At 64.5% G+C, this 14,893-nt stretch carries 14 protein-coding genes; 9 read left to right on the forward strand and 5 right to left on the reverse strand.

From position 1 onward, the window contains the following. Window positions 1–4 precede the first annotated feature (4 nt). From ACN2XU_RS09615 to crtA, 3 genes are read right to left on the reverse strand one after another with little or no spacing between them, the layout of a single operon-like run. On the reverse strand, window positions 5–1,690 hold the full coding sequence (locus ACN2XU_RS09615) for a magnesium chelatase subunit D (RefSeq protein ID WP_419410218.1): 1,686 nt from the start codon (window positions 1,688–1,690) through the stop codon (window positions 5–7). After that, complete coding sequence (gene bchI / locus ACN2XU_RS09620) at window positions 1,687–2,691, reverse strand: magnesium chelatase ATPase subunit I (protein ID WP_419410219.1); 1,005 nt, start codon at window positions 2,689–2,691, stop codon at window positions 1,687–1,689. Before bchI ends, ACN2XU_RS09615 begins: the two co-directional genes overlap by 4 nt. Next, a complete protein-coding gene (gene crtA, locus ACN2XU_RS09625; protein WP_419410220.1) occupies window positions 2,688–3,440 on the reverse strand; it encodes a spheroidene monooxygenase in 753 nt (250 codons plus the stop codon). Before crtA ends, bchI begins: the two co-directional genes overlap by 4 nt. Before the next feature lie 69 nt (window positions 3,441–3,509). Here crtA and ACN2XU_RS09630 point away from each other — a divergent pair, with 69 nt between their 5' ends. The 3 genes from ACN2XU_RS09630 to tspO are packed head-to-tail and all read left to right on the forward strand — an operon-like array spanning window position 3,510 to window position 6,576. Further along, window positions 3,510–5,063 (forward strand): phytoene desaturase, encoded by a 1,554-nt coding sequence (locus ACN2XU_RS09630; RefSeq protein WP_419410221.1) that lies wholly within the window; start codon window positions 3,510–3,512, stop codon window positions 5,061–5,063. Continuing rightward, complete coding sequence (gene crtB / locus ACN2XU_RS09635; protein ID WP_419410222.1) at window positions 5,060–6,097, forward strand: 15-cis-phytoene synthase; 1,038 nt, start codon at window positions 5,060–5,062, stop codon at window positions 6,095–6,097. The genes ACN2XU_RS09630 and crtB overlap by 4 nt, the downstream gene beginning before the upstream one ends. Before the next feature lie 5 nt (window positions 6,098–6,102). Further along, entirely contained in the window at window positions 6,103–6,576 is a 474-nt protein-coding gene (gene tspO, locus ACN2XU_RS09640) for a tryptophan-rich sensory protein TspO (RefSeq protein ID WP_419410223.1), read from the forward strand. Between the two features lie 17 nt (window positions 6,577–6,593). Here tspO and crtC read toward each other — a convergent pair whose 3' ends face one another. Together crtC and crtD are read right to left on the reverse strand one after the other, a co-directional pair. Continuing rightward, on the reverse strand, window positions 6,594–7,466 hold the full coding sequence (gene crtC, locus ACN2XU_RS09645; RefSeq protein ID WP_419410393.1) for a carotenoid 1,2-hydratase: 873 nt from the start codon (window positions 7,464–7,466) through the stop codon (window positions 6,594–6,596). Continuing rightward, window positions 7,421–9,004 carry a 1-hydroxycarotenoid 3,4-desaturase CrtD gene (gene crtD, locus ACN2XU_RS09650; RefSeq protein WP_419410224.1) on the reverse strand — a complete coding sequence of 528 codons (1,584 nt, stop codon included), beginning with the start codon at window positions 9,002–9,004 and terminating at the stop codon, window positions 7,421–7,423. The genes crtC and crtD overlap by 46 nt, the downstream gene beginning before the upstream one ends. A gap of 94 nt (window positions 9,005–9,098) precedes the next feature. Here crtD and ACN2XU_RS09655 point away from each other — a divergent pair, with 94 nt between their 5' ends. The 6 genes from ACN2XU_RS09655 to bchY all read left to right on the forward strand — a co-directional run bounded on the left by ACN2XU_RS09655 (window position 9,099) and on the right by bchY (window position 14,859). Beyond that, window positions 9,099–9,968 carry a polyprenyl synthetase family protein gene (locus tag ACN2XU_RS09655; protein WP_419410225.1) on the forward strand — a complete coding sequence of 290 codons (870 nt, stop codon included), beginning with the start codon at window positions 9,099–9,101 and terminating at the stop codon, window positions 9,966–9,968. A gap of 118 nt (window positions 9,969–10,086) precedes the next feature. Further along, the gene (locus ACN2XU_RS09660; RefSeq protein ID WP_419410226.1) at window positions 10,087–11,097 is read left to right on the forward strand and encodes a methyltransferase; all 1,011 of its coding nucleotides are present in this window, start codon (window positions 10,087–10,089) and stop codon (window positions 11,095–11,097) included. Between the two features lie 118 nt (window positions 11,098–11,215). Continuing rightward, complete coding sequence (gene bchC, locus ACN2XU_RS09665) at window positions 11,216–12,157, forward strand: chlorophyll synthesis pathway protein BchC (RefSeq protein ID WP_419410227.1); 942 nt, start codon at window positions 11,216–11,218, stop codon at window positions 12,155–12,157. Further along, window positions 12,154–13,155 carry a chlorophyllide a reductase iron protein subunit X gene (locus tag ACN2XU_RS09670; protein ID WP_419410228.1) on the forward strand — a complete coding sequence of 334 codons (1,002 nt, stop codon included), beginning with the start codon at window positions 12,154–12,156 and terminating at the stop codon, window positions 13,153–13,155. The genes bchC and ACN2XU_RS09670 overlap by 4 nt, the downstream gene beginning before the upstream one ends. Then, window positions 13,142–13,300 (forward strand): hypothetical protein, encoded by a 159-nt coding sequence (locus ACN2XU_RS09675; protein WP_419410229.1) that lies wholly within the window; start codon window positions 13,142–13,144, stop codon window positions 13,298–13,300. The genes ACN2XU_RS09670 and ACN2XU_RS09675 overlap by 14 nt, the downstream gene beginning before the upstream one ends. Beyond that, on the forward strand, window positions 13,297–14,859 hold the full coding sequence (gene bchY, locus ACN2XU_RS09680) for a chlorophyllide a reductase subunit Y (protein ID WP_419410230.1): 1,563 nt from the start codon (window positions 13,297–13,299) through the stop codon (window positions 14,857–14,859). The genes ACN2XU_RS09675 and bchY overlap by 4 nt, the downstream gene beginning before the upstream one ends. Window positions 14,860–14,893: the final 34 nt, after the last annotated feature.

The following is a 14,893-nucleotide window of genomic DNA, read 5'->3' on the forward strand; positions in this document are numbered from 1 at the left end:
ACAGCTAGCGCGTCAGGGCGGCATCTGCCACCGCAGAAATGCGCTGGGCATCGGCGCGCGGCAGGGGCAGGTAGTGGCCGCCCAGGTGGGACGCGAGGTCCGCACTGTCCGCTCCGGGGCGGATGGAGGTGTCGATAACGACTGTCGGCATCGCAAGGCCACGCAAGAGCCGCGCCATGGCCTGCGCGTCGCTCTTCGCCTGACCGCGACCGGGGGTGCCGTCGAGGGCGATATTGCCGCGCCCGTCGGTCAGCACCGCAAGACTGGGGCTAAGCCCCGAACGTCCGCTTGTCACGGCAAGCTCAAAGGCGGCCTTCAAACCGGTGGCGAGCGGGGTTCCGCCGCCGCCGGGCAGCGCGGAGAGCCGCCGCTTGGCCTGAACCAGTGACCGCGTCGGCGGCAGAAGAACCTCGGCGCCGCTGCCGCGAAAGGCGACCAACGCGACCTGATCGCGCTTGGCGTAGGCCTGCCCAAGCAACAGCTCGATTGCGCCTTTTGCCTCGGCCATGCGCGCCATCGCCGCCGACCCCGATGCATCCACGGCGAAGATAAGCAGGCGGTCCGAATGATCATCGAACCGGCGCAGGCGGATATCGGAGGGATGAATGATCAGCTGCGGACCGTCGGGCCGGGATTTGCGGCGCATGGGTTGCCAGGGGGCGGCGGCGCGCAGCGTGGCGACCACATCGATCCGTGCGCGATCATTGAGCCGGCCCGGACGCGAGGGCAGGGGGCGGCCCCGGCGGTTTCCGGTCTTTTTCGCACCTGCGCCGCTGCCTTGCGCGCCTGTACTTCGGCTGCGCCCGCTTTTCAGGCGCAGCAAAAGATCGGCGGGCAGGCAGGCCGCGAGCGCCTCTACCAATATCTCATCCGGCAGCTTGTCCTCGGCCGGATCGGTGTCGGTCTTGGCGCCATCCGAGGGGTCCGGCTCCGGCGCGTCAGGTGGCGGCGGGGGATCTTCTGTCTCTGGCATTTGTGTCGCGCGGGAGGCAAAGACCAGTTCGGCCGCCTCGCGCAAATGGGCGTCGGTTGTCGCGGTGTGACCGTCAAGCGCGGCGAGCGCGCGGGCGCAGCGCAGGGCCAGAAGCGGAGCGCGCTGGCTGTCGATTCCGAAACGTGCCGCCAGAACCACCAGTTGGTCACAGTGCTCCGCAGCACATGCCACCGAGGGCAAACTCTGCCGCGCCCTGTCGAGATCGGCGGGCGCGGGCAGGCGCAGGGTCGCATCTGCGGCGCGGATCAAGGAAAGGTCAGCGAAAAAGGCGAGCCGATCCGCCAACCCCAGAGGGGCGGCTTCGCCGTCGTCGGCCCCCTCGTCCAGCAAGATCAGCATATGGCCGGAGCCCGTGTCCAGAAGCTGCGCGAGGCGCGCGGAGAGGCTCGGTGGTGTGCGCTCGGCCATCGGCAGGATGAGGGCGCAGGGCCGCTCCGACAGTCCGGCGTCACGGATCAAATGTCCGGCGGACAAGGATGAGGCGACGTTCAGCCCCCCGAACAGCTGCGTGTCATCCACGCCGGGGTGAATACGGTGCTGCGGCAGAGGCAGGCGCTCCAGAGCGGTTTCAAAGCCTTGTCGCACGGGGCCGGGGCGGGCGCGCAGAACCATGCCGCCGAGCCGGGCCGGATCGACCATCAAGGCCGACAAGGCGCGCAGGGCGCGGGTCCAGTCCGACGGGGCCTCCGAGGTCATGGCAGGGTTTCAGCGATCACGCGGGCGACGCGCGCAAAGGAGCCCGCTTCGTCCAGAGGATCGCGCCGCAGGCGATGGCTGAGCGCCAGGGGCGCAACGTCGCGCAGATGGTCGCGGGTGATCCGTTTGCCTCCCTGTTCGGCCGCAAGTGCGCGGGCGGCGCGCAGCAAAGTCAGCTCGCCACGCAATCCGTCGGCGCCAAGCGCAATGCTGAGCCGGGCGCAATCGTGCAAAATCTCGTCCGGAGTGTCGATGTCTGGCAGGGCGGCACGGGCCGCGAGGATGGTGCCCCGCAGCTTGGCATCCTCGGCCTGCCATTTGGTCATGAAGGCTGCCGTGTCACGTTCATAGGCATCGCGCCGACGGATCACCTCGACCCGATCTTCGATGGTGTCAGGCGAGCGAACCTCGACCGACAGGCCAAACCGATCCAGAAGCTGCGGGCGCAGTTCGCCTTCTTCGGGGTTGCCTGAACCCACCAGCACAAAGCGCGCGGCGTGCCGGATCGACAAACCCTCCCGCTCAACCGTATTGATCCCGGATTGGGCCACGTCCAGCAACAGGTCCACGATGTGATCCTCCAGCAGGTTCACCTCATCGATGTAAAGGTAGCCGCGATTGGCGCGGGCAAGCAGGCCCGGTTCAAACGATTTTTCACCCCGCGTCAGCGCGCGTTCGATATCCAGCGCTCCGGTCACGCGGTCTTCGGTCACGCCAAGGGGCAGGTCGATCACGGGGGTTGGCCGCTGGATCAGGGCTCGGTCGGTGACATTGGCCCACTCCGGGCAGGCCTCGGGCGTTTCCGAATTTACCGGGCAGCCCGCAACAACGGTGATCGGCGGCAAAAGTGCTGCAAGGGCGCGCACGGCGGTCGATTTGCCGGTGCCCCTGTCGCCAAAGACCAGAACGCCGCCAAGCCCGGGGTCAATGGCCGTCAGGACCATCGCGCGTTTCATCTGTTGCTGGCCGACAATGGCCGAGAATGGGAAGGGGCTGGTCATGTCTTTGTTCCAAGGCGTCTGAGTGGGGTTTGGCCCTGCCATGTCCCGCTGTCGCCAAGAACGCGGAAACGGGCATAGAGCTCTTCGCGAAACCAATGGCCTTCGCGCACGGCGCGGATGGCGCGGGCGTGGGGACCGTCGACGCGGGCGAATTGCGCCATGGAGGCGGCATCCGGCCAAATCGAAAAGGTGATCTGGTGTAGCAGGGGCACCTCGCCAATGCCGATTTTGAAAAGCGCGTTGGTGTCCTGCCCGATCATGGCGCTGATGTCCGGCACCCGCCTCCAGAAGCGCAGCAACCGGGAGGGTCGCAAGGTCGCGCGGGTGAGGGCGGCAATCGGTCCTTTGCTGCGTTCGGGATCGACGGCGAACGGCGTTTGACCCGCCCATGCCCCCCGCGCGGACGTGGGACTGAGGAACAAGGTCCAGCTTTCCGTGGCGCGGGCTTTGTAGCGGCGAAAGATCGGCGCGGAGGCCGTTTGCCGCTGCGCGGTTTCGAGATCGGACCATGTGGCGATGATTGCATAGACGCCGGTGTTCGGGATCGGGGTAAACCCTTCGCCAGTGCCCGAGCCACAGAGTTTCCAGAATCCGATGCCGGGCGTGCGCCTCATGGCGGGCCTGGCAAGACCCATCATCGCAAAGGCCCACAGCCGCGCGGCGCCGCGCGGGAATTGGTAGAAACTGAGGCTGACAACTTGGATGGACTCTCTCCCCCTCGGTGCGAGGCTGTCCAGGAAGCCTGACATGTTCGGGCTGTTTGGAAAAGGGGAGAATGCGCGATTGTCAATTAAACCTTACAGGTGTACGGTTTTGAAATGTTGACAGTTGTAGATCCTGATCAGAAGGCCCGCGCATTTCAAGTGCCGCAGCCGCATGCCGTGGTAATCGGCGCCGGGCTGGGCGGTTTGGCCTCGGCGATGCGGCTTGGCGCCAAGGGCTATCGCGTGACGGTTCTGGACCGGCTCGATGGCCCCGGCGGACGGGGTTCGGCCATTCGTCAGGGCGGTCACCGCTTTGATCTGGGGCCGACGATCGTCACTGTCCCGCAGGTCTTTCAGGATCTCTGGGCCGCCTGCGGGCTGCGCTTCGAGGATGATGTCGATTTGCGGCCTCTGGACCCCTATTACGAAATTCGCTGGCCAGACGGCAGCCATTTCACCGTGCGGCAGGACCACGAGGCAATGCGCGCCGAGGTCATGCGTCTCGCGCCGAACGATATCAAGGGCTACGAGAAGTTTCTAAAGGACAGCGAGACGCGCTATCGCGTCGGCTTTGAGGATCTTGGGCGGCGGCCGATGCATCGCTTGGCCGACCTGATCAAGGTGCTGCCGACCTTCGCCCGCCTACGGGCGGACCGCTCGATCCATGACCATGCGGCGGGGTGCGTCAAGGATGAACGGCTGCGCATGGCGCTGTCCTTTCACCCGCTGTTCATCGGCGGCGATCCGTTCCACGTCACGTCGATCTATGCGCTGGTGAGCCATCTCGAAAAGGCCTTCGGTGTGCACTACGCCATGGGCGGTGTCGAAGCGATTGCCAAGGCGATGGCAGGGGTCATCGCCGCTCAGGGCGGGCTGATCCGGCAAAAGGCGCAGGTGGATGAGATTCGTATCCAGAACGGCCGCGCCCGGGGCGTAACCCTGACCAGTGGCGAGATGATCGAGGCGGATGTAACCGTGTCGAATGCCGACGCGGGTCACACCTACGACCACCTGTTGCGCAAGCACAAAAGACGCCGCTGGACCGCGCCCCGGCTCAAACGCACGCGGTGGTCCATGGGGCTGTTCGTCTGGTACTTCGGCACCAAGGGAACGCGCGGCATGTGGCCGGATGTCGGCCATCACACGATTCTGAACGGGCCGCGCTACAAGGGGTTGCTGGAGGATATTTTTCTGAATGGAAAGCTTTCGGACGACATGAGCCTCTACATCCACCGCCCCACGGTGACGGACCCAAGCGCCGCGCCCGATGGCGATGACACTTTCTATGCCCTCAGCCCGGTGCCGCATCTGGGCCATGATGCCCCGGTGGACTGGAACGCGATGGCAGAGACCTATCGCCAAAAGGTGCAGGATGTGTTGGAGCGCGATGTTTTGCCCGGGCTGGGCAAGACCCTGACCGAGCAGCTGGTATTCACCCCGGAGACCTTCCGGGACAGATACCTCAGCCCTCACGGCGCCGGGTTCTCTATCGAGCCGCGCATCCTGCAAAGCGCCTTCTTCCGCCCGCACAACGTCAGCGAAGAGGCGAAGGGGCTGTATCTTGTCGGGGCGGGCACGCATCCGGGTGCGGGGCTTCCAGGCGTGATCGGCAGCGCGGAAGTCCTGGACCAACTTATCCCTGATGCTGAAACGGTAGGACAGGCATGATCGCGCCAAAGGATTTGGACCATTGCGTTGAGGCGATCCGGCATGGATCGCGGTCGTTTCACGCCGCCTCAAAGCTACTCCCGGCGCGGGTGCGCGATCCGGCTCTGGCGCTCTATGCCTTTTGCCGCCTTGCCGATGATGAGGTGGACCTGCAGGCGGCCAAGGCCGATGCGGTCCTGCGCCTGCATGACCGCCTGGACCGGGCCTATGCAGGACGCCCTGCGAATGCACCTGCGGATCGGGCCTTTGCCGCGATCATCGACGATTTCGACATGCCGCGCGCCTTGCCCGAAGCCCTGCTGGAAGGGCTGGCCTGGGATGCGATGGAGCGCCGTTACGATGATCTGTCCGGCCTGCGCGCCTACAGCGCCCGGGTCGCCTCTGCCGTTGGCGCGATGATGTGCGTCCTCATGCGGGTGCGGGACAAGGATGCCCTGGCGCGCGCCTGCGATCTGGGCGTGGCCATGCAGCTCACCAATATAGCCCGGGACGTGGGGGAGGACGCCCGCGAAGGGCGGCTTTATCTGCCACTGGACTGGCTGACCGAGGTCGGTATCGACCCCGGGGCCTTCTTGCGCAAGCCGACCATGTCGCCCGATTTGCGGGTCGTCGTTCGCCGTCTGCTGCGCGAGGCACAGGCACTCTACAACCGCTCGGAGGCGGGGATCGCGGCGCTGCCGGTTGATGCGCGCCCCGGCATATTCGCCGCGCGGTTCATTTATGCCGGGATCGGGCGTGAAGTGGCGCGGACCGGGTATAATCCCATCGATCATCGCGCCCGGACGGGGCAGGGGCAAAAGCTGGCCTGGCTTGCGCTTTCGGTGGTTCGGGCCGGGGCCACGGCCGTAATGCCGAAATCGGCGGTCATTCACGCGCGGCCCGTGCCGGAAACGCTGTTCTTGATCGAGGCCACCGCCCGCCAGAAAAAGAGCCATGATTGGAGCGACGCACTGCACGCCACCCTGATCACGCTCAAAGCCCGCGAAGAAGAGCGCCGCGCGGCATTGATGTCGCCGATGCAGGGGCTTAGGTAGCGCACATGTTCTGGATCTTGTTCGCGATATTTCTGGCCGCCTGCTTTTCAGTCGGCGCAACGGGGGGATTGTTCCCGCCGGGGGCGTGGTATGATCGCCTGAACAAACCAAGCTGGACGCCGCCGAACTGGCTGTTTCCGGTGGCCTGGACCACGCTCTATTTGTGCATGGCCTTTGCCGGGGCGCGCGCAGCCGTGGCGCCGGACAATGCCTACGCCATGGCGCTCTGGGCGTTGCAGATCGCTTTGAACGGACTGTGGACGCCGGTGTTTTTTGGCCTTCGCAGGCTGCGTCTCGGACTCGTTGTGCTGACGGCGCTTTGGTGTGCGGTCGCGGCCAGTTGTTTCGCCTTGTGGCAAGTTGATTGGCTGGCGGGAATATTGTTTGTGCCCTACCTGACATGGGTGAGCGTTGCCTGGGCGCTTAATTTCTCCGTCATGCGCCTGAACCCGGAGATGACCCGCGACGCGGATGCGTAAGACGTACCGCGTCTGACCTAATCAAATGTCCAGTTTGCCCGCCGTGGCACCCGCACCGCCAGCATCGGTTTCAACAGCGGCGACCGGAACCGGCGCAGGTCGAGTGCCTCGTGCACGCCCGTGGTGTCCTCTCCGTTCAGATGGGTTTGCACGGCGCTGCGGCTGTAGAACGGAGCGTCCAGCATGTTTTGCACTTGCCGGGGCGTATGGCCGTGATCGGCCCGCGTTTCACGCCGCACCTGCCAAAGCGAACGCGGCAGGGCGGCCCTGGGCGGGGCCGGGACGCTTTTCGCGGTGCCGCCCGAGTCAAAATGCAGAGCCGCACTCAGGGTGGAGCCGTCCCGCCGCGCGGCATCGTATAAACAAGTACTGCCCTGCCGCGTCGGAAAGCGGCCCCACGTCCAATAGTCAAAGTCCTGCTCCAGTGCGCGGGTGCCAAAATTGGCATCGAAATACCCGTGCCCCTGCCAGCGCCAGCCTTCGGCGTCCAGATCCACGTTGATGGTGCAGATCGGCGCAAAGGGACGCCAGATATGGGTGCCTTCCGGTGTCAGCGGCAATTCAACCCCGGTGACAGCGGACGGTGTCAGGGTCATGCGCCCCCGAACGCGCGAAACAAAGGGCGGACTGCTGATTTCGTTGATGTCGATGATCAGTTTGCCCGCGCGCCAATGCAGCGCGGAGGGGCCCACGGTCAGGCTGTGCGGGGCTTGTCTCAGGGCGCTTTCACCGCGATCCGTCATGGTGAAACGGCCGCCGGGACCATAGGTGGCGACATTGATGCAGACATGATTTTCGGGACGTTTGCGCCCGGACCACGCGTACCAAGGGGAAAATACCGACCCTATGAAGGCGATGACGCTGACGGCGCGGGTTCCGCAGGCGCTGATTCCGTCGACATACCACCAGGCATAGCCGTTTGGCGGGACGCGAAGGTTGAAGTTCGGTCCTTCAAGATCATCTCGACCGCGTGCCGTGCGGAGAGGATCGCCATCGGCACGCCCGCCCCTGGATGCGCCCCGCCCCCCGCCAGATACAGCCTCTTTATCGCGGTCTGTGCCTTGGGGCGTTGAAAGCCCGCCATAAGACCGTGCGGGCTCTGCCCGTAAAGGGATCCTTGCGACGCCGGGAACAGTGCTTCGAACCCGGTTGGCGTTGTTAGCGCCTTTGGGTTCGGGCTGGGCGCGAAGGTCAGGCCGAACTGCGCCAGCGTCTGGAATGTACGGTCGTGACATTGCGAAAACTCCGGATCATGGGCGGGCAACGGTGGGGCATTGGCGATGATTTCAAAGCGCTCGACGCGCGGTGGCGGCGCCGGACCGCCGCGATCCATGGCGCAAATGTAAAGCGTGGGGTCGGGGGCCAATTTGCCCTGTGCCAAGGCGTCGAATTCGGGTTTGGGCGCGTCGCGGAAAAACACGTTGTGATGAGCCAGATCCGGGCCGGATGGCTGCGCCGCAAAGGCCCAGACTTGCGCCGAAAGGCTGCGTGGCCGGGTCTTTGTCTGTGGCGCCAGCGTGCTGCATTCAGCTCCGAGCGCGCCAACCGCCAGCGCGCGCGGATCACCGTTAAACACCAGAACATCGGCGCGCAGCGGTGTTCCGTCGGCCAGCGTCACGCCAATGGCCCGACCTGACGCGCTGTCGATCCTTGCCACATGGCTGTCGTACAGAAATACTGCTCCGCGCGCCTTTGCCAGGGTCTCGAGCGTCAGGGCCAGTTGAAACATGCCACCCTGAATTTTCCAGACGCCCGCCGCCTCTGCCTGCCAGATCAGCGCCAGCAGGGCAGGGACCTGATAGGGAGAGCCGCCGACATAGGTGGCATAGCGTCCAAACAGTTGCGCAAGGCGCGGGTCGTCAAAGCTGCGATCCAGCAGATCGGCAAGCGAGGCCAAAGGCGCCATCTGCCTGAGCACCTGCGGGCGGCGCAGGCATTGCAGCGTTACGCTCAGCCGCGACGGCGCCGCGGCTTGCATCATTGGCCCATTGAAGGCGAAGAACAACGCCTTGGCGCGGTCCGAGAACACCCTGAATTGCTGGGCCGCTTTTGCGCCGGCGAAGGCGCGGATGGTGTGCATATTGGCGGCTGGGCTGTCGTAGAGGTCCAGTTGGCTGCCATCGAGCCAGAAGTGTCGCGCGATCAATGGTTGGCGCAGCAAGGTCAGGTGAGCCTCAACCCGTTCGCCCAAGGCCGCAAACAGCGCTTCAATCACCGGGCGCAGGGTAAGAACCGTCGGACCTGCGTCCACCGGTCCCGCCGTGGAGGGAATGCAGCGCATCTTGCCTCCCGGCGTCCCATGCCGTTCCAGAACGGTGACGGCAAAGCCGGCATGAGCCAGCCGCGCGGCGGCGGCGAGTCCTCCGATTCCGGCGCCGATGACCAGGGCGCTTTGCCCGGTGGCCGGACCTTTGGGTGCAGATGTCATGCTGCAATTATTGACTCGCTGCGCCAAAGTGTCCATTCTAATTTACACAACGTATGTAATTATCAATTTACATACAGCTGCGAGGGAGACCGCAATGCCATTGTCGCAACGCATCGAAACGGCCATGGCGCGCGCGCTGGACCTGTCACAGGATGGTCAGGCACCGCTGCAATTGGGCGCGGCCCTGCATTACGCCACCTCGCCTGGGGGCGCGCGAATTCGGCCGACGATCCTGCTCTCTGTGGCCATGTCCTGCGGGGATGACCAACCGAAACTGGCGAACGCGGCGGCGGCAGCGCTTGAATTGATCCATTGCGCCAGCCTTGTGCATGACGATTTGCCTTGCTTTGACGACGCGGATGTACGGCGCGGCAAACCTTCGGTGCACCGCGCCTTTTCCGAGCCATTGGCGGTCTTGACCGGCGACAGCCTCATTGTGCTTGCCTTTGAAGTCCTGTCCCGGACGGTGCCTGACAATCCGGACAGGGCGGCGCAATTGCTGCTGTCGCTGGCCAAACGCACGGGCATGCCCGGCGGGATCTGTGCCGGGCAGGGCTGGGAAAGTGAGCCGAAGATCGACCTGGGCGCGTACCACCGGTCCAAGACGGCTGCGCTGTTCATAGCCGCGACCGAGATGGGGGCGATCTCTGCCGGGCATGCCCCGGAGGAGTGGCACGATCTCGGCGCGCTGATCGGCGAGGCCTTCCAGGTTGCCGATGACTTGCGCGATGCGCTGCTCGACGAGAAATCTCTGGGTAAACCCGTGGGGCAGGACGATCTGCATGGGAGGCCCAACGCGGTGACCCAATTGGGCATCAAGGGTGCCTTGGATCGGCTGTCGCATATTCTGGCCGGGGCGATCGCGTCCATCCCATCCTGCCCCGGAGAGGCGGCCCTTGCGCGGATGGTCAGTCATCAGGCCGAAAAGATCATGCCCGCCGTGCCCGCAAAGTACCGGGTCTAAGTCCGTGGCAGTGGCCAGCGATCCGCAATTGCGGCGCGGCAGGGGGCCATGGCTGCCGCGTTTGATCGCGCGACCGAGGGTTCAGCGCTGGGCCAGCCGACTGCCCTTCGGGCGGGGAATGGCCCGCCGCGACGGAGCGGCGATCTTCGATATTCTTCAGGGGTTTGTGGCGGCTCAGGTCTTGGGGGCCCTCGTCGAACTTGGTCTGCTTCGGCGGTTGCTGGATGCGCCCCTGAGCGCCGAGGATCTGGCGCCGGAGCTTGGGACCGAGGTGGCGCGCCTGCAAGCCTTGTTGCAGGCCGGAGCCGCGTTGGATTTGCTGCGCCTGCGCCGCGACGGGCGGTTCACCCTGGCCCGCAAGGGCGCCGCGATTTTGGGTGTTCCGGGGCTGGAAGACATGATCCGGCATAACCGCGCCTTCTATCAGGACATGGCTGATCCGGTTGCGCTCTTGCGCGGGGCGCGCGAAACCAACATGGCGCGGTTCTGGCCCTATGTCTTTGGCCAAAGCGGCGAGATTCCGGCCGATGTGTCAGAGCGTTATTCTGATCTGATGGCGCGCTCGCAGGTTCTGGTGGCAGAGGACACCCTGCGGACCGTAACATTTTCCGGCGTGCGCCGCTTGATGGATGTGGGCGGCGGGTCCGGTGTGTTTCTCGGGGCGGTTCTGCGCAAATATTCCAGTCTGAAGGGGGTGGTGTTCGATCTGCCCGGTGTTCAGACCATGGCAACAGCCACCCTGACCGAAGCCGGATTGGAAGGCCGCACCGCATTTGAGGCTGGGAGCTTTCGTGACAGGGCGTTGCCCGAAGGGGCCGATGCCATCTCGCTGGTGCGGGTGCTCTATGACCATGATGACAACACGGTGCGCGATCTTCTTCGCAAGGTCCACGCGGCACTGCCGCCGGGCGGGCGGCTGATCATCTCCGAACCGATGTCCGGTGGCGCGCGACCTGATCGTGCCACGGATGTCTACTTCGCCTTCTACACGATGGCGATGGGAACCGGGTGTACGCGCTCGGCCGAGCGAATCGCAGAGCTGTGCTGCGAAGCCGGCTTCTCCGATCTTCACAGCCCACAGCCCGCCCGCCCTTACATCACGCGCGTGATCACGGCCAAGCGGGCCTGACGCGGATCAGTTGGTGTAAACTAATATTGACAGATTTTTGTGTACGTGTAGGCTTACATTAACGTGGCGATAAGACGCGGCGATACCCGCCAGCGCAATCGCAGAATGGGAGGCGTTCATGGATACTCTCGCTGTCCTCCTGAATGGTCCTGAGGATCTTCATTTGGAAACCTTGGCGCTGAAGGCGCCGGGCAAAGATGATCTGATCGTCGAAATTTCCAATTCCGGAATTTCCACCGGCACGGAAAAACTGTTTTGGTCCGGCGCCATGCCGCCGTTTCCGGGCATGGGTTATCCTCTGGTACCGGGCTACGAATCCACCGGCGAAGTGGTCGAGGCCGCGCCGGGCACCGGGTTCAGATCCGGCGATCGCGTCTTCGTTCCCGGGGCCGATTGCTTTGACGGGGCCTTTGGCTTGTTTGGCGGGGCGGCGTCGCACCTGGTGACGCCGGCCTCCCGGGTGACCAAAATCGACAGCGGCCTCGGCGCCGAAGGCGCATTGCTGGCCCTTGCCGCAACTGCCCGCCATGCCATGGCCGGACTGGACAAGCGCGTGCCCGACCTGATCGTCGGCCACGGAACTCTGGGTCGCTTGCTGGCGCGTCTGACAATTGCGGCGGGCGCTCCGGCCCCGACCGTCTGGGAAACGCAGGACAGCCGCCGCAGCGGCGCCATAGGCTATGATGTCATTGCGCCCGAGGATGACCCGCGCCGCGATTATCGCGCGATCTATGACGCCTCCGGAAACGCTTCGATCCTGAATGATCTGATCGGTCGGATCGCCAAGGGCGGCGAAGTGGTTCTGGCCGGATTTTATCCCGAAGGGCTCAGCTTTGCCTTTCCGCCCGCTTTCATGAAAGAGGCGCGGCTGCGTGTGGCCGCCGAATGGGCCCGCGATGACCTGAGCGCCGTGCGCGCCCTGGTCGAGACCGGCGCGCTGTCTCTGGGCGGCCTCATCACCCACCGGGCTCCGGCCGATCAAGCGCCTGCGGCCTACCGCACGGCCTTTGACGACGCCGATTGCCTGAAAATGATACTCAACTGGAAGGACGCAGCGTGAAGGACGACGTACCCAATCTGAAGGACTTCGACCAAAGACTGCGTGACGAGGCGCACGAGGATCTGGCCGATCTTGTCACCGATGAGCCGAAGAGTAAGACGCAGATCATCGCGATATACGGCAAGGGCGGCATCGGAAAATCCTTTACGCTGGCCAATCTCAGCCACATGATGGCCGAGCAGGGCAAGCGCGTGCTGCTGATCGGATGCGATCCGAAATCGGACACCACGAGCCTGCTGTTCGGCGGCAAGGCCTGCCCGACGATCATCGAAACCTCGACCAAGAAGAACCTCGCCGGAGAGCAGGTCGCCATTGGCGATGTCTGTTTCAAACGCGGCGGCGTCTTTGCGATGGAGCTTGGCGGGCCCGAGGTCGGTCGCGGCTGTGGCGGGCGGGGGATCATCCACGGCTTCGAGCTGCTGGAGAAACTCGGCTTTCACGACTGGGATTTCGACTATGTCCTGCTCGACTTTCTGGGCGATGTGGTCTGCGGTGGATTTGGCCTGCCGATCGCGCGGGACATGGCGCAGAAGGTGATCCTCGTCGCGTCCAATGACCTGCAGTCGCTGTACGTCGCCAACAATGTCTGCTCGGCGGTGGAGTATTTCCGCAAGCTCGGCGGCAATGTCGGGGTCGCGGGCCTTGTGATCAACAAGGACGATCATTCCGGCGAGGCGCAGGCCTTTGCCAAGTCCGTGGATATCCCGGTTCTGGCGGCGATCCCGCAGGATGATGACCTGCGCAAGAAATCCGCGAATTACCAGATCGTCGGCACGGCCCAAAGCCAATGGGGCAGCCTGTTTGCCGAACTGGCCGAAGCGGTGTCTCTGGCGCCGCCCGTGCGGCCCTCGCCGTTGGATCAGGACGGTTTGCTGGCGCTATTCGACAGCAAGGACACCGGCGGTGACGTTGTGCTGGAGCCGGCCACCGACGCGGATATGCGTGGCAAGTATGCCAAGCCGCAGGAGTCGCTGGAGGTGGTCTATGACGAGGCCTGATCCCACGCCCAAACGATCCGCCAACCCTGTCCTGGCCGAGGTACGCGACTGGTTGCGCCGGGCACGGCCCGAGCAGATCAAGCGCCTCCTGTCGGATATCCAGCGCAGCACGCCCGAGCGTGCCAGCCAGTCGGAGGCAAAATGACCGACGAAATCACCTATGACGACGCGGCCCAGGCCGACGTGACCCTTGGCAAAGCGCGCGAGGCCGGTCCTGACTTGTCCGGGCCGCCGGAGCTTGGCTGCCATTCCGGCAGTGAGCTGGAAAAGGCCGCCCGCGCCGCCGGATCAAGCGACATTCTTGACCAATATGCCCGTGATTACCCGACAGGGCCGCACGACAAACCGCAAAGCATGTGTCCAGCCTTTGGCAGCCTGCGCGTTGGCCTGCGGATGAAGCGCGTAGCCACGGTTCTCAGCGGATCGGCCTGTTGCGTCTATGGTCTGACCTTTGTCAGCCATTTTTACGGGGCGCGGCGGTCCGTAGGCTATGTGCCGTTCAACTCGGAATCGCTGGTGACCGGCAAGCTGTTCGAAGACATTCGCGATGCGGTCCACGAACTGGCCGATCCTGATTTGTATGACGCAGTGGTGGTGACCAATCTTTGCGTGCCGACCGCCTCTGGCGTGCCGCTTCGGTTGCTGCCTGATGAGATCAACGGCGTACGGATCGTTGGGATCGACGTGCCGGGATTTGGCATCCCCACCCACGCCGAGGCCAAGGACGTTCTTGCCGGGGCGATGCTGAATTATGCCCGCAAGGAGGTCAAGGCAGGCCCGGTTCCGGCGCCCGTTGGCGGGGTTTCCGACCTTCCCACAGTGACCTTGCTGGGCGAAATGTTCCCAGCGGATCCGGTGATGATCGGCGCGATGCTGGCCCCGATGGGGCTTGCCGCCGGGCCGGTGGTGCCATGCCGCGAATGGCGCGAACTTTACGCCGCGCTGGATTGCGGCGCGGTGGCAGCGATTCATCCGTTTTATACAGCCGCCGTACGGGAATTTGAGACCGCCGGGCGCAAGATCGTCGGCAGCGCGCCGGTTGGTCATGACGGCACAGCAGCCTGGCTTGCGGCGATTGGCGATGCCTTCGGGTTGTCCTCCGACGCTGTGGCGGCCTCGCAAAACGCTTTCCTGCCCGCGATCAAGGGCGCGCTTGCGGCGGCTCCGGTCAAGGGGGTGATCACCCTGTCGGGATATGAAGGCAGCGAATTGCTCGTCGCCCGGCTGCTGATCGAAAGCGGCGCGACGATCCCTTATGTCGGCACCGCCTGCGCCAAATCGCCATGGTCGGCGGAGGATGCTGAGTGGCTGAGGGCGCGCGGCGTCAAAGTGAAATTCCGTGCCTCGCTCGAAGACGATTGTGCCGCCATGGAAGGGATCAAGCCTGACCTTGCCATTGGCACCACGCCGGTCGTGCAGAAGGCAAAGGCTCTGGGCATCCCGGCGCTGTACTTCACCAACCTGATTTCGGCGCGGCCCCTGATGGGGCCGGCGGGCGCGGGGTCGCTGGCCGAGGTCGTGAATGCGGCAATGGCCAACAAAGGCCGCATGGACAAGATGCGCGACTTCTTCGAGGGCGTCGGCGCGGGCGACACCGCCGGGATCTGGGAAGGGGCACCGAACCTGCGCCCTGACTTCCGGGCGATGAACCAAAAGAAGATCGAGAAAAAGGCGCGCGCCGCCAAGGCGGAGCAAATGATATGACTGCGCGTTTCTCTTGCCTGATGCGCCATACAGC

It is taken from the genome of Pacificoceanicola niger, assembly GCF_048553275.1.
Taxonomy (GTDB): domain Bacteria; phylum Pseudomonadota; class Alphaproteobacteria; order Rhodobacterales; family Rhodobacteraceae; genus Pacificoceanicola.